The following is a 25,887-nucleotide window of genomic DNA, read 5'->3' on the forward strand; positions in this document are numbered from 1 at the left end:
ATTCGCAAAACTTTGTGTATGAATTAGTTGGCTAATTTTATACTATTTACTGAATGTCCCTAAGTAAACTTATCAGGAGTTTTTATTTCATCATTATATCTCAAATCGAGAACCTTATTTACCGAAATTAAATAACGAAGAAGGCTCGTGCTCACGATCCATAATTGCTTTCAACTCTTCCACTTTTTCAGGATATTGAGCAGCAATATTATTATCTTCATGAGGATCTTCAGCTATATTATACAACTCATGTGTCGGATTTCCCGAACTGATCTGTTGGCGAATAAGTTTCCAATCTCCAGCACGTACGGCCTGACGCCCACCTTCTTCATGGAATTCCCAATACAGAAATTCGTGTAACGGCTGCTCCCCTCTACTCAATAAAGTAGGCAAAATAGAAATACCATCCATTGTTTCTGCTCTCCAATTCGAATCAACACCTAACAAATCTACAAAAGTAGGCATCATATCCCATCCGGCAGCCTGAATATGACTTATACTACCGGGTTGAATTTTCCCAGGCCAATAAGCAATATAAGGTACTCGCATACCTCCTTCGTAAAGAGCTCTTTTAAGCCCTTTCAAACGTGCTTCTGTATTGAAGAAATAAGGATCGGCACCACCCTCCTGATGAGGACCGTTATCACTAGTGAAAATGAATAAAGTTTTATCGGCAATACCTTGTCGTTCAAGTTCTTTGATTATCTGCCCAACATAAGTATCCAAACGGGTAATCATCGCGGCAAATTGTGTGCGGGGATTTAAAGCCGTACCGTAATTGCCATCAGAATAAAAAGGCTTAGGCTCATAAAACTTATTTCTATACATTTCCACAATACTGTCCTGAGGCTGTGTCAACTCAGCATGAGGTATCGTATAAGTAAAATATCCGAAAAATGCCTTTTCCTTATTATCTCTGATAAATTTAAGTGCATGCTCGTGAATCGCATCCTGCGAATAACGTCCTTCTTGGTATTCCTTCGTTTTATTATTCCACAAATAATCAGGATAATATTTATGAGCTTTACGTTGACAGTTATACCCGTAAAAAACATCAAATCCCATATCATTTGCTTCTCCTCCCGATCCGGGATATCCCATTCCCCACTTACCGAAACAACCTGTGACATATCCGTTTTCTTGAAAAAGATTTCCTAATGTTTTCACCTTCGGATCAAGAGGCTCCTGACCTTCAGGTTGTATCTCTCTATTTCCACGAATTTTGGTATGTCCTGTATGCTGTCCCGTCATTAAAGATGCCCGGGAAGGAGCACTTACAGCCGTACTTGCATAAAATTGAGTGAAACTCATTCCCTGCTGTACGAGTCTCGTCAGATTCGGAGTTGAAATCATTTGCTGCCCGTAGGCCTCTATATCGCTGTAACCCATATCATCACATAATAAGTAAATCACATTAGGACGGTCAGTAGTCGCAACGGCATCTTTCACTTGTGCTTTACATAAAGAAGACGGAAATAACAAACTGCCGGACAGATATAAAAAACACTTTGAATTCATCGGTATCTCTTCGTTTCATGAAATTAAAAAAATCAAGATCTATTATAAAGTTTCAATGAAAAAGCAGTCAATTCTTGCGTTTTCACCCCCCCCCAAAACCGTAAATCTGTTTCATACTGATTTTATTAATAATCTTGACCTTATTTTCAGGAACAGATTCTAACCTCCATAAAAATTTATTGCTTATATCAGCCGGACGTTCGGCACATAAATTAGAGGTACATTCGCCCGTAAGATTTTCATCATAAGCGATATAACGGTCTGCCCGCTCCGTAGCCGTATGAGCATTTTTGATCTGATACCATACCGGATTTGCTTCGGTACTTGTTTGAGAAGCCGATAATTCGGACTCTACAGTAGAAAAAACAGCAATAATATGCATGCTCTCATTTACCGTAAAGGTGTATGTCTGATCTCGGCTTATAATATCTTGTCCAACTTTCCACCCTTCAAAATTTGCAGCAGAAGAAGAGGGTTCGGCCTTCACCGTAACAGAAGAACCTTTATCATACCTACCGTTTGCATTAGCAACTGTCTCAATAACCGCCGTACCTAAATTATCATTACTGGAAGAAACACTTATATAACAATCTTCTCGGTCAGTCTTATCCATAACATAAACGACAAAATCATACACACGTCCTCCAGAAACTGCAACATCCGATCCTGAAGGCCGGGACGAGTCTAATCTTACACGTATCCGCGCTTTTCCCAATTCTGCATCAGCAGGAACTTGAAAAGAAGCAGTAAATCCTTTATCTCTCATACTTAAAGAGGACTGATCTTGACTAACAAAGACACCGTCACGATCCCAATCTGTATAAATAGTAACAAATTGTCCGGAGATAGATACATTTTCCTCAATAATTAAATCGAACTGGCGTTCTTTCTCCACCAAAGTAGTAGCTTTAGAAACAATTATAAAATGCCGGTCAGGCGTAGAGGCAACAGTATAGCCTAAAGGATAACGAACAGCATCTCCGGATGTAATAGCAGAAACGATATATGCACTCCCGACCTGACCAGAAGGCATTTGATAAATCGGGTTCTTAACATTCATAGAACCCAGCCTGATCATCGTCTCAAAAGGATTATCTGTTATATACTCTTGAGCTTTCAACCCGGTAAACAGAGTACTCAGAAATAACAAAAAAAACATCAATAAGCTTTTTCTCATTTTCTTATTTTTTATCAAAAGATACCCCTATAAGACTTCGTCAAACTATATCTTCAAAATTTTATGCTTCACTTTTTAGGATACACTTTGCTTTTTCCCATAAGGAGTATCTTTCTGAATGAAAAAACTAAACTTTAAATCTCTTTATTTTTTAATAAACTTAATAGTACGAGCTCCGTTATCCATTTTTACTTTGGCTATGTAAGTGCCCTCCGAAAGGTTTTGTAAATTTTGTGTTCCCTTTCCTTCATACACCAAAGATCCGGTTATATTATAAACTCTTAATAAAGAACTCTCTGGAGAATATAAAACTGATGTCGTGCTATCAAAGTAAACATTTGCCAATTGGACGTCCTTAATTCCGGTCAACGGTGTAAAGGTTGCATTTATCTCTACATCCTCAGCTATCGTAATCCAATATGCAGCTCCGTTTTCGAGAAATTCCTGTAAACGATCAACTCCATTGATAAAAAGCGCACTTATCTCATAATCAGGTTCTAATACTACTGATATCGTAATAGCCGTATTTTTCTGCAACTCCGTTCCCGAAGGAATTTCTTCTTCATCGGAATCTTGCGTTACTTTCAACTTTCCACCCGTCAATTCGGTCGGATATGTAACCGTATAGACCTGCTTATTCGTAAATTCTACTGTAATTTCAGTGGCTTCAGACAGAGCGAATCCCGAGCCATCTATCGCTACACCGTTCACGTTGATTGCCTTAACTTGATAATTAACATCTGGGGGAGCTTCTACCGTCAACCAAGTCCCCTCCTCTACGCTACTGCCGCTTTCTACTATGGCATCTCCGTTCTTAACAACAAAACTTCCTCCGAGTACCGTACCTTCATAGGTTACATTGTAAGCCGGTAACTCGTCCCTATAAAAAACCAACCCGAAGCCTGATGTACCCCCATTTCATACACCGTTACTCCATAAGCTTTTTGTGTATCGCCGTTTTATGAATCCATAGCATTCAGATATGCAGGCTGAGCACTTGCTCCTAAATAATTGAAACAATACTGTTTATTTGCACAATCAGGTTGTCCGGTAGAACTACTCAACGCCATTACCTACTCCACGCCGGCTTCTGTAACGGTAAGAGAAGTGTTAGCTCCCGTATTCGGGCTTATACCGGTCTCGGCAAACACCTGCATTCCCGCACGATTAACAATATAGACTTTATTATCGGCACTTCCTTTTTCAAGACGCCACAAGTATCTATCGTCAAGTTGGGCAACCGGAACTCCTTCATCAAATTTTTCTGTCCTTAATTTTATACCATCCCAAAGTAAAAAGCGGTTCTGACGGTTTACATCGCTCATATGGGATGACATCATTGTGTACCATACTGGCGCTTCTGCCGTACTTATTTGAGGATCTACACAACCTTTTACTGGAATCACTGCGGCTTTGACAGAGAAAGATCCGATAAAAAAACTGATCAATACTAATAAGCCAAGTAATAATTGTCTATTCATAAGCTTAGATTTATTTAATTAAACGATAAATTTGTTCGCATATCAATTTAATTGCTAAAACTATATTATAGACAATTTATCAATTAAAAAAACGACAACTATATAATAAATCCGCTATTTTATAATTATTATTATAAAACACTAATATTCTGGCTATTCAAATAAAATTTCACTTCTTAATAAACTTGATCGCAAAAATACCTTTATCTGTTTCTATTCTGGCAATGAAACCGTACAGATACCACCAACAATGTTATAGACCGAAAAAACGCAAAATGACCTGATAATATTTCCTTATTGGAAAACTCAGACTGGTTATAAACATAAAAAAAATAGCTCTGAAGAGCTATTCTCATAAAATGGGATTATTCCAAAATTTTAATCTTTATACTCTTGAAAGATACGGCATCTCCATGATCTTGTAAAAGAATATGTCCCTCTTTCAGATTTCCGAAATCAGGCCAGTTCTTATACTTACTATAAGCAACCAGAGCGTTCCACATCTGGTTATTTCTCTCATAATCGACTATTTTCTTCCCATTAAGCCAATGTTCCACTTTATCACCATTCACAACGATCATTGCAGTATTATAAGTTCCCTTTTGAAAATTAGCCTCACTAATCTTATACGGAGGAATCAAGTCGTACAAAGAACCGAGTTTACGGTTTCCTTTCACACCCAGTTTCGCATCTGGATGATTTTTATCGTCAAGAATCTGAAACTCGCAACCGATCGCCGATCCCGCACCTTTATTTAAATCCGGATCGACAAAGTATTTTATCCCGCTATTTGCTCCGGTCGTTATTTTAAAATCCACCTTTAATATAAAATTCTTATACTTATCTTTTGTGATAATATCTCCACCGTTAGCAGACTCTTTACCTTCACTTTTGACAACTTTAAGCTCTCCGTCTTCTATTGTCCATCCCTTTTTCGGGAAACCGGTCTCTTTAGCACTTCTCCAACCATCGGTCGTCTTACCGTCCCACAATAATTTCCAACCTTCTCTCTTTTCTCTGTCGGATAAAGTATTCGGGATCAAATTTATTTCGGGCACTGCCATATTCTCAGGAGTTCTGTTCTTTTCAAGATCGGTAGTACAAATGCGGATATTCCTCCAAGCGACAGTTTTCCCATCCTCATTTTTACCGACTTCATGCACTTGTAAAGCGATAAAACCCGAAGGGGTTACATCGTCTATTATATTAGCGCATTCAATTCCATTCACCCAAGTGCGAATAGAATTACCTATAGCTTCGATACGCCCTCTATTCCACTCATTGCTCTTAAAAGCTTTTCTCGCCGGAGGATTAGCCGTAAGCCGATATATCCAAGCTCGACGGGCCTCATCGTAAATTCCTCCACTCCAAGCTCTCGGTGACGAATCTATTTCATACTGATAACCATGTACTCTCCCGTTCTGATACTCTTTGAGGCTTTCGCTTCTGAACTGAACACCGGAATTCAAACCTGATTCGATTTTAAATTCGAATTCTAAAATAAAATCGCCATAGTACTTTTTCGTAGCTAAGAAAGTATTCGGAGTGCCTGATTTCGAAATACCGACAATAGTCCCGTCTTGTACTTTAAATTCGGCATCTCCATTCAGTTTTTTCCAATTTTTCAAATTTTTCCCGTTAAATAAAGACTCCCATTGCGTATCTTGTGCCGATAACCCCAATGTCATGCAAACCAATAAAGACAATATTATTGTTTTTTTCATATTTTCTATTTTTTAATTGTTTCGATATATTACATCATATTTTATAAAACTCTTCCCATCCCTTGCGGGGTGGTTCTCCGACCAACAAAGCATTAGCAAAAGGATTATTCGTTATCTCTTTAGTCTTCCGGTCAAATAACAATTTCGTATTCATCCGCTGAGCCATAACCCCTAACGAAAACATCTGATTCAAAGGTCCGAATATTTCAAAAGGAGATCTAGCCTTCTCTTTACCCATACAAGCTAACAGAAAATTTTCATGATGATTAGACGTACTTTTAGGAACTTCAGGTAATTTCGAAGACAAGGCTTTTGCTTTCTCTTCAGGAATAATATGCAACGGACTACTATGTGTTCCTCCTTTAAAGATCAAATCTTTACTATAAATTATTTTACCCGGATTCAGCTTTGCAGGCTGTATTTTACCTCCGGCTACAAGCGGAATATTAGGATCGAGTTCCGAAACACCGTAACCTTCGGGAACCGGAGGTATATTATTCACACCGTCATACCACGTAACATCTACCGGAGGCATACTCCCCCGTTTCGGAAAACGAAACTTAATGGTCGATGCCATCGGGAAAAAGTAGTCATTATGCCCCTCCAACTTAATCGGATCGATCTCATAGGGAAGCCCCAAGTCTAAAAACTCATGGGCAGTATCCAAAATATGAGCTCCCCAATCACCCAATGCTCCCATTCCGAAATCATACCAGCACCTCCAGTTTCCATTATGATACTTCGAGTTGAAATCATGATGCCGAACGGTCATCAGCCAAGTATCCCAATCCATTCCGGAAGGGATAGTTTCGGCAGGAGGATATTGCTTAATATCGGGATTCCACGGGTGCCACCGCCGAGCACCGTTCATGTGAGCGGTTATCTCGGTGACATCTTTTATTATCCCGGCTTCTTTCCAAGCCTTGAATTGAAAATAATTTTCGCCTGAATGTCCTTGATTACCGACTTGAGTCACCACTTTCGCATACTTCTGTGCAGCCCGCATCATAAGCTCCGCTTCATAAAACGTACGTGCCATAGGTTTCTCTACATAAACATGTTTTCCCAAAGCCATAGCCATCATACAGATGGGGAAATGAGAATGGTCGGGAGTCCCTACGGATACAGCATCGATATCACCTCCCATTTTGTCGAACATTTCTCTGAAATCTCTGAATAAACGTGCTTTGGGAAATTCTGCGATAGTCTTGCGGCAACCTTTAGAATCCAAGTCTACATCGCACAAAGCAACGATGTTCGCCAACCCGGTTTTATTAAACTCCCGAAGAATTTCTCCCCCTCGATTACTGATACCGACACAGGCAAGATTTACTTTGTCATTCGTCCCGAATACCTGCTTAGCAGAGCTTTCGCTCCGTGCAGACAAGTTCGGGAACATACCTCCCAATACTAAACCCGATGTCGCCAATCCCGCTTTTTTCAAAAAATCACGGCGTGATACTGCATTTTTCATTGTTTGAAATTTATAGGTATAATGATTAATTATTTTCTATATATAATTCTTCACACACAAGACTGCATAATCAATCTTGCTTATCACCAACCCAATACCAAAATATCACAACACTAAAAAAGGGAAATAATTCGTACCGTATAAAAATAGATAATATAGAAATCTATAATATGCGTGTGTGTTCGCATTAGAGATTATTTCTCTTAGTTCACCTTCTTCATCTATTCAACAAATCTATAAAATATTTTTGAAATCCCCAATAATTCGGACAAAATTTCACACAAACTATAAATATATTTTCGCAAACAGAAACAAAAAAACACTCCCGGGAATTATTCCCATACGCCCCGGGAGTTCTACACACTACACATACTACACAAAATGTTTTTTCATAGAAAAGATAGATCGTAGTATCCTGAATTATCAACGTATATTTATTTCATCGATAAACATATAAGCACCTTCTTTAGGTACTTGATGAGCTTTATAATGAATATAACGAGCCTTTGCATATCCGTTATAGCCGAAGTTTCGGATCATCATGCCTTCCGTATCACGCCCGACCGGATTATCGATACGGTTCAGACAAGAATACTCTTTTCCGTCATCAGAGATCCATATTTCGGTCCATTCAGGAAACCAAATCCAAGGACCGGGCTGTTGCATGAAGTTAACTTCGATAGTATGAATATCGGTAATTTTACCCAAGTCTATGATACAATCCATATCTCCGGAGAAACCTTGCCATTTGCCGTCTCCGTAACTGTTTCCTCCTGTATGACCATCGGTTAATGTATGTTCACAAGCAGCCTTATAATGATCGCTATAAGGCAACTTATAAGTCACTTTCGCACCGATTCCTTTATGATAATAAACTTTATATTTTTGTGAACGGGTCAACTGTTTCCCCTCCCCGAAAAGCGCAACGGTTATCTCGGCCGAATCTTTTACAGAAACAGGAACAGAATATAATGTCGAATGTAACGTCGGTTCTGATCCGTCGAGTGTATAACGAATTTCGGACGGGATACGGTCACATTCGAAAGAAACACGGATTTCACGCTTCAAAGTATCTACAATCTGAGACATAACTACTCCATTGGCAATAGGATGAGCATTTATCCTCTTGTCCCACAACCACGCAACATGTCTATTGGCCGCCAGACGGAAACGCGTCCACGATTTATTTTCGAGATTACTCCAAGCTACCTCGGAAAGTGCGAGCAAACGAGGATAAAGCATATATTCGACATGTTTTTGCGTAGAGATATATTCTACCCAAAGATTGGCCTGTACACCCAATATGCGCTTACTCTCCTCTAAAGTTAAAGAATCAGGCACAGGATTATAAGAATACACTTTCTTTAAAGGCAAATATCCGCCGATAGCTTCCGGTTCTCCTGACGGATTATCTTGATACGCATCGAAATAGCAATATTCTCCGGGGGTCATGATCGCATCGTGCCCCATTCTTACAGCCTGAATCCCCCCTTTCTCACCTCGCCACGACATAACCGTAGCATTCGGTGAAAGTCCGCCGTCCAGAATCTCATCCCATCCTAACAACTCCCGGCCTTTGCTATTAAGGTACTTTTCTATACGATGCACCAGATAACTCTGTAATTCATCGACAGACTTCAGTCCCTCATCTTTCATTCTTTGCTGACATTTAGGACATTTCTTCCAAGCTTCCTTGTTTGCCTCGTCCCCTCCTATATGAATATATTTCGAAGGAAAAAGCGAAATAACTTCATCCAATACGGTTTCAAGAAATTTAAACGTATTTTCATTACCGATACAAAGCTCTCCGTTTTTATATGGTTTTCCCGAACAAGATAAATCGGGATAAACGGCCAAAACCTCTTCACTATGTCCCGGCATTTCTATCTCGGGTATTACCGTAATGTGTTTCGAACGAGCATATTCCAACACGTCCTTTATATCCTCACGAGTGTAAAATCCCCCATAAGCTCCGGGAACATCCTGCCGACAATAATGCCGATTTCCGTTCCACCACTCTTTCCACGTAGGAGCTGGTCTCCATGCCGCCACCTCAGTCAAAAGCGGATATTCCTTTATCTGAATCCGCCATCCTGCACCGTCGGTCAAGTGCCAATGGAACCGATTGAGTTTATATGAGGCAATAACATCGAACTGCTTTTTTATAAATTCGGTATCGAAAAAATGACGAGAAACATCCAAATGCATGCCTCTATAAGGAAATCGGGGATAATCCTCGATTTTCAGACAAGGGAGCGCACTACCGGCACAAGACACCATAATCTGATTCAATGTTTGAACACCATAGAACAGACCTTCATCGTTATTTGCAGAAATGATGATTCTTTCGGGACGGATTTCCAAATCATAACCACCGGAGACAGACACCTCTCCGTCTCGTATCTTTTGAATGAAAATAACATCTTTCCCGGATATTTTTTTCTTCCGGTCAATCGTACTCCACAAAGAACGCAACTCATTCATTAAAATTTTCTCTTCCTCAGAAGATGTTCCTGAAAATACGACATCCGGATTTTTAGAAAAGAATGTCCCCTCACCGAATACCAACTTCTGCGGATAAGGAATAAGTTGAAGCGTTATCTGTTCTTGCCGTTGACCTTTCAAAGGCAGCGACAAGAACAGAGATAAAAAAAATAATAATACCAGCTTTTTCGCCATACCAGAATTGTTTTTTCCGGAGAATATTTCAATTTGCATTTATACCTGTTTACCTCGGACAGATACCGAAAATTCCAAATATTCTCCGGAGGAAAATTTATTTGCTCAGAAAAATCTCACTTTCCGGATTAAGAATTTGTTTCATAAACTATGAACATTATTAAAATAAGCTCTAAAAGCTTGTCTAAGAACCCGTCTCAATAAAATACTTAATATATATTTATTTCATCTACAAATAAAAATCCGGGCTTACCTTTCGCACCATGCCATGCAGGTAAAGATTTTACACTATTGGCCTTAATTTTTACATAGCGGGTATTTACAGGATCAAAAGCTACACCTTGAATCATGCGGTCATTCTTCACACTCTGATCCGGCAACACCAATACCGTATCTGCTACACTGTTATATTTCACACCATCTTGAGAAACCAATACCGAAATATGATCAGAAGGGAATATCCAATTATCTTTATCGAATAGAATACCCAATTCGACTTTAGAAATAAATGTTGTCTCACCTAAATCGATCACGGCATCCAAATCTCCGGGACTAAACCCGATCCAGCGACCGGTAGCAAAACCCATATCTCCGATCATTCCGTCTACAAGAGTCTGACCTCCCTTAAACGTATAACGGTCATTCGGTGCGCTGTTCAACGTTATCTTGCGTGCCGTAGCCTTATTGAATACATATTCTTTCTCAAACATATTGGTCTTCATTCCCGGACGTACTACAATCGCTTTCAGATCGGTATTTTCCGTCAACTCGATCGGCTGAGTATATCTCGTGCTTTTTTCTGTCGGCACCGTTCCGTCAAGTGTATAATAAACCGGAGCATCGCCTTGTGTTCTCAAAGTCACCTCTATGCAATGCTTTTCCGGAATAATCCTATATTCAGGATTGATACCGAATATATGTTTGCCATAATTATATCCTTTCAAGTCATACACCTGTATATTATGCTGAAGACGATCGAGAAAATTCACCCAATTTTTATTCTCCGGCCGAGTCCATTGCACCTCACTCAAAGCGTCTAAACGCGGAAGCAACATATACTCGACCTGTTTAAAATCAGAGATATATTCAGTCCAAAGATTAGCCTGTGCTCCCAGAATATATTTTTTAGAATCATTATCCAACGTATCCGGAACAGGCTCAAAATCATATACTCTTTCAAGAGGTACATAACTGCCTATTGCAAGCGGTTCGGTCTGAGTATCTTCACTTTGATAATAATCAAAATAGAGATAAGTATTGGGAGTCATAACGACATTATGACGCAATTTCGCAGCCTGCACACCGCCATCAGTACCTCTCCACGACATGACTGTCGCATTAGGAGCAGCCCCTCCCTCAAGTATCTCATCCCAACCGATGATCTGACGATCGTTTTCATTCAGAAATTTCTCGACACGAGTCATAAAATAGCTTTGCAACCGTTCTTCAGCCGTGTGTTCCTTATCTGTTTTCAAACCCAACTTCTGAATACGTGCCTGACAAAGCGGACACTTTTTCCAACGGTCTTTAGGGCATTCATCTCCCCCTATATGAATATAACGGGAAGGGAATAATTCTATAACTTCAGACAATACATCCGTAACAAACTCATACGTTTCTTCTTTTCCGGCACATAAAACATCAGGATGCACTCCCCACACTCCTTGCACTTCATACGGTCCTCCGGTACACCCCAAAGAAGGATAAGAAGCCAAAGCAGCCACCATGTGACCGGGAAGATCTACTTCCGGAATTATAGTAATAAAACGTTCTTTTGCATAATTGACAATATCCCGAATCTGATCTTGTGTATAATATCCCCCATACGGAGTATTATCATATTGATCGAAATTTTTCTTAACCATCGTATGTTTGCGAATACTGCCGATTTCGGTCAGCTTGGGATATTTCTTAATCTCTATACGCCAGCCCTGATCATCGGTAAGATGCCAATGAAACACATTCAACTTATGCATGGCCAGCAAATCTATATATCTTTTTACTTCATCCACAGAGAAAAAATGGCGTGCTACATCAAGATGCATTCCCCGGTAAGAAAAACGCGGGGCATCATCGATATGAGCACACGGAACTTCCCACTTCTCTACAGAATCACTCTCTTTATCTCCATACACAGCTATGGGAAGCAGTTGTTTTAATGATTGAACGGCATAATAGAATCCGGCAGCCGAACTTGCCTTAATAATAATATTTGAAGGGTCTATATCTAAAGAGTAACCTTCATCAGCAATAGATGTATCTAAATCGAAAAAGACGATATTCTTTTCACCTTTCTCTTCTTCAACTATGCACTCGGTTTTCAAACCTGCCACATTGTTAAGCAGCGCACTGAAGTTACGAACGACTTCCTGGGATGCCGAATCGAGCGATAAAGTGCATATCATTTTCGTCTTTTTATTAAAAGCGAACGTACCTTCTTCCGGAACTAATGAATTCGGATAAGGAATAACAGAATAAGTATTCGGTGCATTTTGCCGTTTACACGAAATTATAGACAATGACAGGAGACATACTCCTAATACAAACAAATGTTTCTTCATACTATTATTTTATAGATTTTAATTATTCCATTTTCGTCATATCGGAACACGAATGCTTTCGTTCTATTTTTTAATATAGAGAGTTCATCAAATAAATTACCCGATAACAGGCCTATCTTCGATCAAATTAAGATTAAAAGTACTATTGTCGGCCAAATCCATCCATGCACCGTCAATCCAACTTTCAAAAAATTTGATACCACTTCATAATACGGTTTCCGTTCTTATGCACTACATCCACAAAACCGGAAAAATCATACACCTCATTCGTTGTAGTTTCCGACATCTGTGACATCGCTGTGCCCGGTGTGCCCATAACAGCACAACATACCATAGCTCCGATAATCAAGTGTCTTTTTTTCATAAGCAAATAATTTTAATTTAGGTTGTTTAGTTAATGAATAGTATTTCGGCACAATACCGAAATACTATTCTTGTTTTCTCATATTATTAAAAGTTAGGCTGGTCTACATCCCACCACAAGCGCGTAGCCTGGAGATCTGCTCCTCCCAGCGCTTTAAGACCGGTAGCCTGAATATCCCGGATAGAAGCGTCATCGGTATTCGGGAAAGGCATACGGCGGATCAAATCTCCTTCAGACAAAGAACCGTCTCCGTTACCCGGATTTATCACCGGAAACACTTTCGGATAGCCCGTACGGCGCATATCTACCCACGGTTCATAACTATACGGATACGCTGCGATATATTTCTGGGTAATGATTTTTTCGAGTTTCACTTCAGGACTATCTCCTTCATTCCACTTTACCCCGATTTGGGTAACACTCGGCATATCATCCACAATACCCTGGGGATCGACATAAGTGTAGGCAACAGGAGCTTCGAGATTTTTATATTCTTCGAGACGAGTAACATAAGTCGATGCCATCTTCATATCCCGGTCTTCGAGATAGGCATTGTCAAGTCCTCGATTATAGAAAAACGATTCCGAGCCGCCCATATCCCAACCGTAAAGATGACCTTCTGCTCGCAAAAAGTCCACTTCCGACATTTTCATTAAATATAGAGGTGGAGCATATCCTGCAAATACTTGCGCACTCAATTTACTGCATCCAGCATAAGGATTAGAAGCTGCAGCCTGACCAGTTCCAGGTGTAACGCCTTCTCGCATACCGACAATACGCGTATTTGCCGGAGTCACTTCTTCTGTCGTTTTATTCACAAAAGCATTACCGTTCTTTTCGAACACATAATCGGCGTAAGGGTGATTCAGACTTTTAAGCAAACTTTCGAATGATGCGCTCAAGCGGGAATCTCCCCAAGTATTGGTTATCTCCAAAAGCGGATGAGTCATTCCTAAATACATAGGACGCAAACCGATCTCATCATCCGTACTCTCGATAACACCATCACGAACAGCTTCTTCTGCCCATTCTTTTGCCATAGGTCTATCGACCTTGACTATGTGCATTGCCATACGCAACTTAAACGAATTGGCAAAACGAATCCATGTCTCGACATTGGTCGCTTTCATCATAGATAAGTCGGACAAATGCTGGCTCATCTGGCCTTTAACTTTCGACTTATACCATTCCGGTTTCTGATCGAAATAGTGAAGACATTTGAGAACGGTATCTACATTTGCCTTGATATTCACATAAATAGTCCGCAAGTCATTATACGTAAACGGAGCACTTTGTTTGTTCGCCTTGAAATCGACATACGGAAACGGCCCGTACAAGTCGGCAATTTCCTGAGAGGCATAATTGAATAAAAGCAGGAAAATCGCTTTCATTTCGGGTATAGAGTCGATTTCCGGTCGGTTTAACAGAGGCACAAATACATTCTTGGAAATCTCATAGCAGGAGAACGGTCCCGGATTGAAATCGGGACTTACGGCATAGATATGTCTCAGCTCCCCGTACATAAAATCGGAATGCGGAACAACCGAATATTGTGCATAATTATCGGGACCTAAAGAGAACTGACGTTGATAAGAGTGTGCTCCAGGCACTTGGCCTTCTTTTCCTCCCCGCATCGCGTATATTCCACCGCGAGCCTGCCTGAAAGAGGTGTTCAACGCCTGAATCGCTGCATCTAATCCCTCTTCCGAAATAGACTTCATATAATCTATACTGTCTGCCGCTCCATGATAGATCGTATCATCGACTTTTATTTCTGTTTGGTCAAAATCATCTGTCGGAATATCATAATCCAAACATGATTGAAAGCCCAGGAAAGCGACTGATCCCAAAAGCGTGAAAAATATTTTGTTTTTTTTCATATGATATACTGCTTTATGATTAGAAATTAACATTCAATGAGAATCCGAATGATCGTGACGACGGCATGTTGAACATCTCAAATGCTCCGGCTCCGTTAGCTGTAGAAAGCGATACATCGGGATCGACCGGACTGTCTTTGTAAATAAAGAACAGATTACGGGCAATGAACGAAAGAGTCAAATTCTTATTTTCTCCGATCAGATTACGGAACGTATAACCCAAAGAAAGCTCTCGCAAACGGAAATTGGTACCGTTATAAATATATTGCGAAGATGCCGGAGATGCGCCTCCGATACCTTTATAATAAGAGGTAATCGGCACGACTCGATTACTACCATCGGGTAGATACATTCCCAACTGCGAGCCATAATCTGAAGCTATGAGATTATGTTGTTCGGCATACTGACGGGCTTCGGCCGTACGATCTGACAAACCTGATCCGTCGAGATAGGCTTCGGTAAACGATATGACTTTTCCGCCAATGCGACCGTTAATCAGGAAGAACAGAGAGAAGTCTTTATAGCGAATGGTATTGCTCCATCCCATTTGCCATTTCGAATTCATATTGCCGGCATAAACGCCATATTGCTTGTTCGCCTCGGTTTCCAATTGCGGTGCACCGTTAGAATCGAGAACATAATGCCCCTTTTCATCACGCTTAAAATCCGTCACATACATATCTCCGATAGAACCGCCCTTGCGGTAACGTACACGAACGCCCATCAAATCGTTATAAATAAGCTTTTCACTGCCATCCTCTTCGTATGAAGTTTCGAGAATCTTGTTATCATTGAATGATACGTTATAAGAAGTTCTCCAAGACCAGTTCTTTCCGAAACGAAAATTATAGCCTACCGTGGCCTCGATACCCTGATTGCGAACCTTTCCGGAATTCACCGGCTCTGACAAGCCGGACGCATTCGTCGCTATCATATAAAGATCCTGCATCTTAGAGTTATAATAGGTAAGGTCTAAATTGAGTCGATTATCTAAAAACATCATTTCGACACCGGTCTCAACAGACTTTGTCTTTTCGGGTAACGGATTAGCAAAACGGGCATACGCACTCGGAGAGATAACGCCCGTCTTGAGATCCTCTGTCCCTTTTGCATAGACCTGATTAGGTATAGAGTTACCTACTTCTGAATAAGAGAGACGATACTTCAAATAACTGAACCAGTCGGGTAATTCAACAAGAGAGCTGACAATGGCATTGGCTCCGACTCCGAAATAACCGTAGTTGTCTGGTGTCCCACGGTCGGAAAATTGTTTATAAGCACGATACCAATCTCGACGATAAGATCCGTCGATATATACTTTTTCCTGCCAACCCAATTGAGCCGTAACGAGTGCGGCTTTATCCCAATCTGTCAACTTTGTCGTCTTGGTGGCAGATGTTCCTCCGGCATTCGTCTGGAACAAATTGACACGTGTCGAAAGCATTTGATTATTCGGATCTATATAAGTGGCCACCACATCGGTCTTTTGAGTCTCCGTTTCACGCAAGTGGCCTACCCAACCGGCTGTAGCCGATACCGAAAAGTCTCCGAAAGTCTTATTGTAACTCAACAAATAGTCGGTATAAATTTCATTGGCCGTCTCGATGTCTTTCCAATAATTTCCATAGTCATCCATATTGGAAGGAAGGAATGTCGTTGCATAACGACGGCTGTCTTTCTTATATTTGGTGTGATCGATGCTGACTCGCGCCTGGAAACTCAATCCGTCATAAATATCGGCACGACCGGTTATCGTACCATAGAAACGGTCTTCGTTTACCTTATTGCGATTCTGGTTCATCAACCAATAAGGATTATTTTGTCTGGCTTCCATATACGCCCAGTTTTGCATAGGACCTGAAAGCGCTACACGAGTCGGGGTCAATACATACTTCCCCTGATCAAGTACATAAATTGATCTTATATTACTGTTCCATGTGCCGTCTATGGCATAATTATTGCGATAGTAACCGATATCGATATTGCGCGGCATCATGTACATGTGATAAATCGGGTTTCCGGTCGTACCGCCACCGGGACGATTACGGGTAACGGTCTGTACATAATTCATAGACACGTCGAAATGGAGTCGCTTAAAGAATTCATAACTCTGACGGAATGCAAAAGAGTTGCGATTGTAAGAGTTGCTTTCGATCATTCCTTTAGAGTGAGAATTACCGAAAGAGAAATAAGTTTGAATCTTATCCGTACCACCGGACAATGCTATCGAGTTATTGGCCGTAAGACCGGTACGATAAAAATCATCAAGGTCATTGCCCGCACTGTTACGCAAATAGACCTCATGTGTACGATCCGCGCCGAACTGGTCTCCGTCCAATGGGACATTGATCACCAAATTATCTGCACGGCGTGATGAAACTTTGTCGCCCCAACTATCTACGGAAAGCCCAATATTCGATACCTCTGCTCCATAAATATTCTGAATTTTCGGTGTCAGAAGCGGCGTATCGAAAGTAAGATTTGAAGAGAAATTGATGGATAGTTTACCCTCTTTACCTCTTTTTGTGGTTATCATTACAACTCCATTGGCTGCAGCCGACCCGTAAAGGGCGGCTGCATTAGCCCCTTTCAAAACATTGATAGACTCGATATCATCGGGATTGATCATGGATAGCGGGTCGGATCCTTCCCCTACTCCCGAACTGGTCATGGTAGCAAGGTCGCTCATCTGTCCACGTGTATTATTGGTCATGGGAACTCCATCGACAACAATCAACGGGGTACTGGATCCGAAAACCGACTTGTTACCGCGAAGTATGATCTTCGAAGCTCCTCCGGCTCCTCCGGCACTCGGAGTAATAACAACACCTGAAACTTTTCCTTCGATAGAGTTTGCCACATTCGGATCTTGCACCCGATTCAGGTCATCGCTCTTAATCTGTTGTGTAGCATAAGTCAAGGATTTCTCTTTACGCAAGATACCCATAGCCGTCACTACCACCTCATTAAGAGCATGGCTCTCTTCTTTAAGTACGACATTTATCTCTTTCTTTCCACCCACAGCAATAGTCTGCGAAGTATATCCCACATAAGAGAATATCAAGGTCGGATTTTCTACATCCGTAGAAATCGTGTATCTCCCGTCCATATCAGACATCGTTCCCTGTGTCGAATTTTTCAAAGCAATACTAACACCGATCAGCGGTTCTCCTTTCTCATCTGTTACGACTCCCTTTACAGTAGTCTTTTTCTGAGCAACCAATCTGGTCATTTTACCCGCATGAGCGACTGTTGCACGAGAAAGAATAATTTGACGATTCGAAATGGTATATTTAATACCTGTTCCTTTAAACATTTCATCAAGAACAGCATTAATAGTACCACCATTTACTTTAACAGATACTTTTCGGCTCAAGTCGATAGACTTATCATTATACAGAAAAACATAATCCGAATTTTTCTCGATCTTTTCGATAACTTGTTCTACCGGTTCATTATTTACCGAAATAGATATCGTTCTACTTTGAGCAAAAAGATTCTCAGCTTGAATTTGAGAGAAAGCAAATAGGAAAAGAAACAGCCCGATCTTCATTTTCCGAAACATATAGGAAATAACTGTATGATATTCACACCTTTTCTTTTTTTTCATGATATTCTTTATAACTTAAATTAATCTCCAATTTTTACATAATATAATGGCCAGCTCTGATTTTCAAGAGCTTCACTGTCGTGTTTTTCAAAATTCCATAGGCATACAAATTTTAATTTTTCAATTTCTATTATTATTCATCACTTTATTCAAGGTATATATTGATTCGTTTTCGAGAAAGTGTCGTATCGCAATTCTGGGCAGGAGCAGCAACCTCCCATTTTATAGGAGCAGTCATGCTCAAATAATCCAAGATTTGAAAAATATCTTCTCCGGTAAATGTTGCACGGTAATTATACTCGGTATTCTTTTTATTCACGAAATGAATGTCTACATTATAACGACGAGACAAAAACTTGAATATTTTATCCAATGAGGCATTCCTGAAGACAACCTTCCCATCTTTCCACGCAGTTTTTTCATAAGTTTCGATCGATTTTACATACGTATTTTTATCTTGGCGATCATAATAGAAACACTCCCCGGGTCTAAGAGCCATATTAATATTTCCGGCTGCATTTTCAACATTCACCCTTCCTTCTTCCAATACTACCTCGATCGTACGCTCATCATCATAAGCGCTTACATTAAATTTCGTCCCCGTAACCCGGACACTTAATCCTCCGGGAGTATTTACATAAAAAGGATGTTTCTTATCCGACTCCACCTCAAAATAAGCCTCTCCCCGTATTTCTACTCTCCGGGATTCTTCACTAAAACGGGTCGGATAACGTAACCAGCTTCCCGAATTAAGCCAAACACACGATTTATCAGGCAACTGATACTTAGAAATCGTTCCCGGAGCAGCATTCACTTCAACATAAGTAATATCTGCAAACGAGTCTTTTATCTGAAAATAACCCAAAATTCCGGTCAGACCGATGAGCGGAAGAACAATAATCGCCGCCACGCGACTAAATATCTCGAATATATGAGAACGCCTATTGGTATGTATACGGGACAACACTTTTTTATATGCCTTACGAGTATCGATCTCCGACAACTCGGTCATTTGTTTGTCCAAATCCAACAACTTCTTTACAGAAGCTAATAACTCAACATTTTCTTCCGAAAGTTGCTCCTCTATCTTTTTCCCCTCTTCAGGGTCGAGCTTCCCGCTATAATAATCGAAGACTTTTTGAGGTTGGGGTTTTATATTTTCTGAAATCTTTTCCATATCTGTATTTTGCATAATTCGCTTAATAGACAAACAGCTCCAGCAAAAACAGACAGCTACAACATAAGTTTTTTATAAAAATCTGATTTTGTTCATTTTAAAAATATTATAAATAACCTTATGCCATTTTGGAGATAAAAAGAGTGAACCAGAAAACATCAAAGCATTAAATAAAAAGCGTTTTTCAAAAAAATAAAAACAGATTAATCCTTGTATATTCCATTTTTTTGTACTTATTTAGCCTTTGATTTTTCAATATAAAAAAATCATTTTGGTGTTTATAAATCGGATTACAATGATTTATCACTTTTGGATATAATATAAAATTGATTGGCATCATATTTTCTATATGCGACACAAAAAACGGAGTTAAAATCCCAAACAGTTCTTTGCAAAGTTTATCTTTTGTATTTCAGTCGGAGATTAACCATAATCGATCGGAAATAAAATCGATGATTTAAAGTTATTCTATTTAAAATTTCAGAAATGAGTAGTTTAATCCAGACATCTCAGACCTTATAATTGTAAATCTTAAATTTAATCTGACTGAACTATACGCTTTTTACAAAATATAAAGACAATTGGTTGTGCGGACAAACTCTATGCAGAAAATAAACAGATACCTCAATTTTTAGAAATGCTTTTACCCAATAACGGCATAATTCAAATTAAGTTTACAAAGGAATATGCAGGCTGATGAATTATTAATAGAAATATCAGAGAATAATAGTCAAAAAGCTTTCAAATTACTGTTTGAATCTTATTATCCATCTTTATGTATATTCGGCCGCCGTTATATCGAATCAGAAGAGGTCGTTGAAGACGTGGTTCAAGACGTTTTTACATCCTTATGGGAAAACCGCCATAGAATAAATATCGAAACTTCTGCAAAGAACTATTTGATTACCATGACCCGAAATTTCTGTCTGAATTACTTACAAAGAAACCGGATAGAACAAAATTACATACAAGGGAAAATGACAAATCCGTTCGAGATCGGCAGTAACGATCTGGAAGAAGTCGTTCTTTTCTCCGAACTTAAATCTTTGATGATAGAAACTCTGAAAACACTACCTTTTGAATACCAACAGGTATTCATTATGAGCCGGTTCGAAAACAAAAATTACCGCGAAATTGCTGAAACTTTGGGTATATCGGTAAAGTCGGTAGAACGTTATAAAATGCGCACAGAGATGAAACTCCGTGAAAACTTGCAAGACTACATCTCTATTATGATTATCGTAATGATCATACAAATTCTTGCGGAAATGAATCATTGATAATAAAATTTCTCTCAAACCCGGCCCGAGCAAAATTCAGACAGTTCTAACATTTGATTTGACGTTTTTTCAGGTATCGGGCCGGGGTTTCTCCGATGCTTTTAACAAAAGCACGATTAAATGTAGATAGAGAGTTGAAACCGCTTAATTCGGCTATTTCCATTAAAGTCCTGCGTTCATCCGATGAGAGCAGAGCACAAGCCTCCTTTATTCTGAATCCGTTTACATATTCATAGAAAGTCGTGTCGAGATCGTTATTTAAATATTCCGACAGATAAGTACGGTTTGTCCCTATTGCCGTCGCCACTTCGGTAAGAGTCAGTTTAGGATTTAGAAACATTCGTTCATTTTCCATATATTCTTGCAATTTTTTAAAGGGAAAATTTTGTATCTCATGAGACCCTTTCTGTTCAGGTTTCGGCATAAATAATCTGGACGTACTCGGCATTTCTATAACCGAATGTTTTTGGGATAATCGATAAATATAAGTCCAAACGATAATAGATATTGCATAATAAGCGGCATCGTTCAACCAATTTTCTTCCCAAAGGAGAATGGTCCAGAGTACAAGACATATATATAATGCTGTTATAGCCTTGCGTACCCATGAAATACTCAAGTTCTCGATATCCGAGAAATTGTTTTTTATATAATTGTCACGACGGGAACTTGCCATGAAAACAATAACAGTAATTATTGTTCCGAAAACAAGGGCATATAACATTGCCGCCTTGAAAATAACAGAAGACGGGTATATGATGTATGCGACTATAAATAATACCGAAGGCATAGACATTCCTATGATTCTGCGTAATGTGACCCATCCGGGAGAGATAACTTCGAAGAAAAAAAGAGCCATTAACGGAACATATAACATATCGGTACTCATTGTTATACTCGTTATATACGGGTTGTACCATACGCCTTTTATCAAGAATCCCATATCCTTGAATTCGAGGAATGCAAGAAAAATCATGCTACAGAAAAGCAACCTCATCATATTGCTGCGGTGTCTTAAAGGATATAACTGAATACTGGCAAGTATAAAGAACATAAATGCTGCACCATGTATAAAATGTGCTAAGTTCTCATAAAATGGATTCATTGTTCATCTCGTTAATCTATTCTGACAAATAGGGCTTTATTTACAAAGATATAAGAATTATAAAATTTATACAACACATGCAGTTTAATGATTATTGCATATATTAATATTATAATCATTTTATTGTGAACATATTATATATAGTGAAAATTCGGTTTGAAGATTTGAGTTTGTCCAAATTTTGCCAAGATTGGCTTTGAGAGTTCCATTTGAGTATATATTCTTGTTTTTATAAGAATGACAGCAGCTTTCTGACAAATGAAAACGAGAAAACAGGCCGGATAACATTTTTTATCGGAAAACTCAAGCTGTCCCTAATATTCTATGTCATTTTTATCGAATGACTCCTTTTTTTGTTTTAATGACACGATAATTTATTTATTGAATATTCTTTTTATCGATTGATTCCCTGAATATTTCGGGTTATTCTCATATTTGCTTTCAACTTAATTCCAAAATATTTTTACAAATTCATCAATAATCTACACCTATCGTATGAAGAAGTATAGTTATCTACTACTTATTTTCCTATCCGTTTACTTCACCGGATGTGAAAAAGATGAGACCATAACAGAACTTGAAGAAGTGACATTATCCGTTTCTCCCGAAAATCTGAATTTCGACGAAAACAATCCGTCAAACAATCAAATTACCATTATCTCCAATGTCTCATGGAGTATAAATGTCAGCAACAACGCTTTGAAAGTCGACAAAAGCGAAGGCGGGCCCGGAGAAAACAAAGTTTCTGTAACCGATATTCCCGCAGGCGAAACCTATATGCTTACGATCTCTACCGTAAAAAGAAACGAGACAGATAAAACAATATCAAAAAGTATCGCCGTAACTCGTCAACCGAAAGGCTTCACCAGCGAAACAGTCTATTACGATAATCTCGACAAAGCAATTTGGAGCGGAAGCGGAAACCCATTTATAGACCAATGGGACGGTTATATAAATGCAACAGGAACGGGTGCTGAAAACATCGAATATACGGGACGAACCGTTTCTGTTCGAAACAATTTTCAATCTTCGGGATATGCAGGAGCATCTCGCAAAAATGCATTCTATTTCGGAGGAAAAGATGCCTATGTGACGGTTAATAACATACAACTTCAACCCGGGCAAACATCTTTTCAGCTCTCTTTCGGATGTTGTAAATTCGAAGGTAATTTCGATACATCTTCCAATATCAAAGTATATATCAGCGGAGACGGAAGTTCGATGAAGTCTCTTGCCTACAACCGCTCTACAACAAACTCTTGGGCACTGGCAACCGCTCTGTTCAGCATACATAACACAGTTCCCCAAACTCTATCCATCATGTTCGTAGCCGACGACTACAATATCAGAATGGATGACATCAAACTGGTAACGAGCAATCAGCCCACAGATCAGATATTCGATTTCTCCACAACGAGCTACCCATGTGCAGAGACACCCAAAACTATCAAAACCAACAGTAACTACAAATATGTTACACATTTTGCCGAAACACTGATAAGCCAAAAGCATGTACGCAATTACACGGCATGTTATGACACATATCGACACAATCCCATGTGGGTCGCTTATCCTGTACACCAATGTTATCATGAAAAAGGGTTCGGACGTACAGATCCCGATCCTTGGCGTCCCGACCCGAAATTCTCGGCAAGTGAGCAATCTATTATCTATCCGAGCGACTGGAGCAACTGGCCTTGGTCAATGAACGGTAATGAACCGACCGACTTATACTATTATTGGAGGCCTTATAATAACAAAAACTTTACCAAAGGACATTTACTGCGCTCGGCCGATCGAGGTGGCGCTGGAAGCGAAATGAACATACAGACTTTCTATCCTACCAATATCGCTCCCGAAGCATATCTATACGGAGATCATTGGAGCAAAGTGGAAGAGTTGTTATCCGATACATGGGAATGTTCCGATACGACATACGTCGTTGCAGGATGTTATTATGCAAATGATGGTTACAAAACTTATGATGCAAGTAATTGGAATACCCTGTCGACTTTATCCAAAGAATGCGTAATTCCAACAGCTCGATACAAAGTAATACTTCGTACCAAAAACGGAAGTTCAGGTAAACCGATCGCCGAATGTTCACCGGACGAGGTTATGGCTATCGGATTCTGGTTTCCACAGAATCTTAATAACGAAAATCCGGGCACTACACCTCCATTGAGCAACTATATATACTCGGTATCTGAAATAGAACAAATGATCGGCAACGAATTTGAATTTTTCCCGACAGCACCTGCCAAAGTTAAAAATCGAGTAAACATCAATGACTGGCCGGGACTGAACTAAAAATCTGTCTAAATTTTCCAATAAAATGGAGTTTAGACAGGTCTTAAAACTCTATCAATGAAAAGACCTGCCCGACAAATGGGGAATGCCGGACAGGTCTTCTTTATATACCGATCAACAAAAACTCAAATAATCGCAGTACTATATAGTCTTCAAAAGAAAAATAAAACCAGTATTTCAACAAAATAATAAGTGGCATATAAACAAAAAATGGTTGTCTCACGACAACCAATCTTCGTTAACCTTAAATCTAATACTATGAAAAACACTGTGCAAATATAGAGAAAACATGCTATAAAACATATTAATAATCAAACAAAATATTTTGCATTAACTTTATTTAAACTTTAAAATCAAAACTGAAGCCTCTATTACAAGACCTTTTTTTATTTTCAAATTCCATGTAGCAAAATACAAATCGAAACAAATAAGCATTCATACATAATAAAAATATAAGAAAAAACGATTTTTAACCGATATTTTTCACTATTCAGCGATAACAATACGGATTTTATCGATTTTTTTTTGCATAATAATTTTTCTATTTTATTTTTGTAATGATCAAAAAAGCATATACTACCTGTACAGAATGATTTTTTGATTAAACTATTCTATATATTTTGGTTACTCGGCAGCCATTCCGTGAGGAAAGGCTGTCGTTGTTTTTTATATTCCGGCTCAACAACTTCGCAGCAATAAAAAAATTAAAGACGGCCCGACAGTTCCAATATCTCGGCAGGAGAATCCACGACATAACAAGCACCGTTTTCGACCAGCTCTTCACGAGTGCGGAAACCCCATGTCACACCCACAGAAGTAACTGTCGCCGCTGCAGCCGTCTGCATATCTACCCCCGAATCTCCGATATATAGCGCCTCATTCACCGATACACCATTCACCTGTAGGATTTCTTTTACAATGACCGGATCAGGTTTTACCGGAATTCCCTCACGCTGGCCGAGTACCACGGAAAAAACGATGTCTTTAAAATAGTAGCGCACCAACTTCTCCGTACCTTCTTGATACTTATTCGAAGCAACAGCCAAAGCAATGCCTTTATGTTGCAATTCTCTTAATAATTCTGAAATGCCCGGATAAGGAACTGTCAAGCATGTATTGTTTTGGGTATAATGCTCCAAAAAGAAACCTCTCATCCTTCCTATATTTTCCGGCGTACACTCACTCTCGGGAAGAGCCCTTTCAAAAAGTTTATTTATTCCGTTCCCGACAAAATAATTATAAGCATCAGTTTCATGTTCAGGAAAACCACATTGTTTCAATGCATAATTGGTACTCCCCGCCAAATCACTGATCGTATTCAGCAAAGTACCGTCCAAATCAAATATTACCAACTTTATCATCTTCATCTGTTTTTTATGGAACGAAAGTAGAAAAAATAGGTTTACCATACAAACAGACTCTTTTTATGTTTTACAGCATAGTCAATCTACATACCACAACATATAAAATAGTAATAATCAACATATTAAATATAACCAAATTAAAATGTGCACGCACACACAATAAAAAATATTATAAATACCCGA

General features: G+C 39.3%; 16 protein-coding genes. 2 read left to right on the forward strand and 14 right to left on the reverse strand.

Annotated features, from left to right (window positions below):
- Positions 1–114: 114 nt before the first annotated feature.
- From AC0UMU_RS10770 to AC0UMU_RS10825, 12 genes are all read right to left on the reverse strand, one after another.
- Positions 115–1,518, reverse strand: a complete 1,404-nt coding sequence (locus tag AC0UMU_RS10770) for an arylsulfatase (RefSeq protein WP_278715519.1) — start codon at positions 1,516–1,518, stop codon at positions 115–117.
- An 82-nt stretch (positions 1,519–1,600) separates the two neighbouring features.
- Positions 1,601–2,695 (reverse strand): GEVED domain-containing protein, encoded by a 1,095-nt coding sequence (locus AC0UMU_RS10775; protein WP_278715517.1) that lies wholly within the window; start codon positions 2,693–2,695, stop codon positions 1,601–1,603.
- Between the two features lie 144 nt (positions 2,696–2,839).
- Positions 2,840–3,589, reverse strand: a complete 750-nt coding sequence (locus AC0UMU_RS10780) for a T9SS type A sorting domain-containing protein (RefSeq protein ID WP_278715514.1) — start codon at positions 3,587–3,589, stop codon at positions 2,840–2,842.
- Between the two features lie 179 nt (positions 3,590–3,768).
- Positions 3,769–4,176 carry a hypothetical protein gene (locus AC0UMU_RS10785; RefSeq protein WP_278715512.1) on the reverse strand — a complete coding sequence of 136 codons (408 nt, stop codon included), beginning with the start codon at positions 4,174–4,176 and terminating at the stop codon, positions 3,769–3,771.
- A gap of 365 nt (positions 4,177–4,541) precedes the next feature.
- Positions 4,542–5,900 carry a 3-keto-disaccharide hydrolase gene (locus AC0UMU_RS10790; RefSeq protein ID WP_278715511.1) on the reverse strand — a complete coding sequence of 453 codons (1,359 nt, stop codon included), beginning with the start codon at positions 5,898–5,900 and terminating at the stop codon, positions 4,542–4,544.
- A gap of 34 nt (positions 5,901–5,934) precedes the next feature.
- The gene (locus AC0UMU_RS10795; protein ID WP_009318846.1) at positions 5,935–7,374 is read right to left on the reverse strand and encodes a Gfo/Idh/MocA family oxidoreductase; all 1,440 of its coding nucleotides are present in this window, start codon (positions 7,372–7,374) and stop codon (positions 5,935–5,937) included.
- Between the two features lie 423 nt (positions 7,375–7,797).
- Positions 7,798–10,053: a beta-N-acetylhexosaminidase gene (locus AC0UMU_RS10800; protein WP_278715494.1), complete on the reverse strand. Its 2,256-nt coding sequence runs from the start codon at positions 10,051–10,053 to the stop codon at positions 7,798–7,800.
- A gap of 209 nt (positions 10,054–10,262) precedes the next feature.
- Positions 10,263–12,614: a glycoside hydrolase family 20 protein gene (locus tag AC0UMU_RS10805; protein WP_278715492.1), complete on the reverse strand. Its 2,352-nt coding sequence runs from the start codon at positions 12,612–12,614 to the stop codon at positions 10,263–10,265.
- Positions 12,615–12,798: 184 nt separating this feature from the next.
- Positions 12,799–12,978: a hypothetical protein gene (locus AC0UMU_RS10810; RefSeq protein ID WP_278715489.1), complete on the reverse strand. Its 180-nt coding sequence runs from the start codon at positions 12,976–12,978 to the stop codon at positions 12,799–12,801.
- An 86-nt stretch (positions 12,979–13,064) separates the two neighbouring features.
- Entirely contained in the window at positions 13,065–14,858 is a 1,794-nt protein-coding gene (locus tag AC0UMU_RS10815; RefSeq protein WP_302291778.1) for a SusD/RagB family nutrient-binding outer membrane lipoprotein, read from the reverse strand.
- 19 nt (positions 14,859–14,877) lie between these two features.
- On the reverse strand, positions 14,878–18,468 hold the full coding sequence (locus AC0UMU_RS10820) for a SusC/RagA family TonB-linked outer membrane protein (RefSeq protein WP_302548764.1): 3,591 nt from the start codon (positions 18,466–18,468) through the stop codon (positions 14,878–14,880).
- A gap of 145 nt (positions 18,469–18,613) precedes the next feature.
- On the reverse strand, positions 18,614–19,645 hold the full coding sequence (locus tag AC0UMU_RS10825; RefSeq protein WP_278716140.1) for a FecR family protein: 1,032 nt from the start codon (positions 19,643–19,645) through the stop codon (positions 18,614–18,616).
- Between the two features lie 686 nt (positions 19,646–20,331).
- Here AC0UMU_RS10825 and AC0UMU_RS10830 point away from each other — a divergent pair.
- Positions 20,332–20,925 carry an RNA polymerase sigma-70 factor gene (locus AC0UMU_RS10830; protein ID WP_009318838.1) on the forward strand — a complete coding sequence of 198 codons (594 nt, stop codon included), beginning with the start codon at positions 20,332–20,334 and terminating at the stop codon, positions 20,923–20,925.
- Between the two features lie 46 nt (positions 20,926–20,971).
- Here AC0UMU_RS10830 and AC0UMU_RS10835 read toward each other — a convergent pair whose 3' ends face one another.
- Positions 20,972–22,030: a helix-turn-helix domain-containing protein gene (locus AC0UMU_RS10835; RefSeq protein ID WP_022601993.1), complete on the reverse strand. Its 1,059-nt coding sequence runs from the start codon at positions 22,028–22,030 to the stop codon at positions 20,972–20,974.
- A gap of 495 nt (positions 22,031–22,525) precedes the next feature.
- Between AC0UMU_RS10835 and AC0UMU_RS10840 the strand changes: the two genes are divergently transcribed.
- On the forward strand, positions 22,526–24,340 hold the full coding sequence (locus AC0UMU_RS10840; RefSeq protein WP_346693828.1) for a DNA/RNA non-specific endonuclease: 1,815 nt from the start codon (positions 22,526–22,528) through the stop codon (positions 24,338–24,340).
- Between the two features lie 704 nt (positions 24,341–25,044).
- Here the strand turns inward: AC0UMU_RS10840 and AC0UMU_RS10845 are convergent.
- Entirely contained in the window at positions 25,045–25,701 is a 657-nt protein-coding gene (locus AC0UMU_RS10845) for an HAD family hydrolase (protein WP_473979933.1), read from the reverse strand.
- Between the last annotated feature and the right edge of the window lie 186 nt (positions 25,702–25,887).

The organism is Coprobacter fastidiosus, from assembly GCF_982245605.1.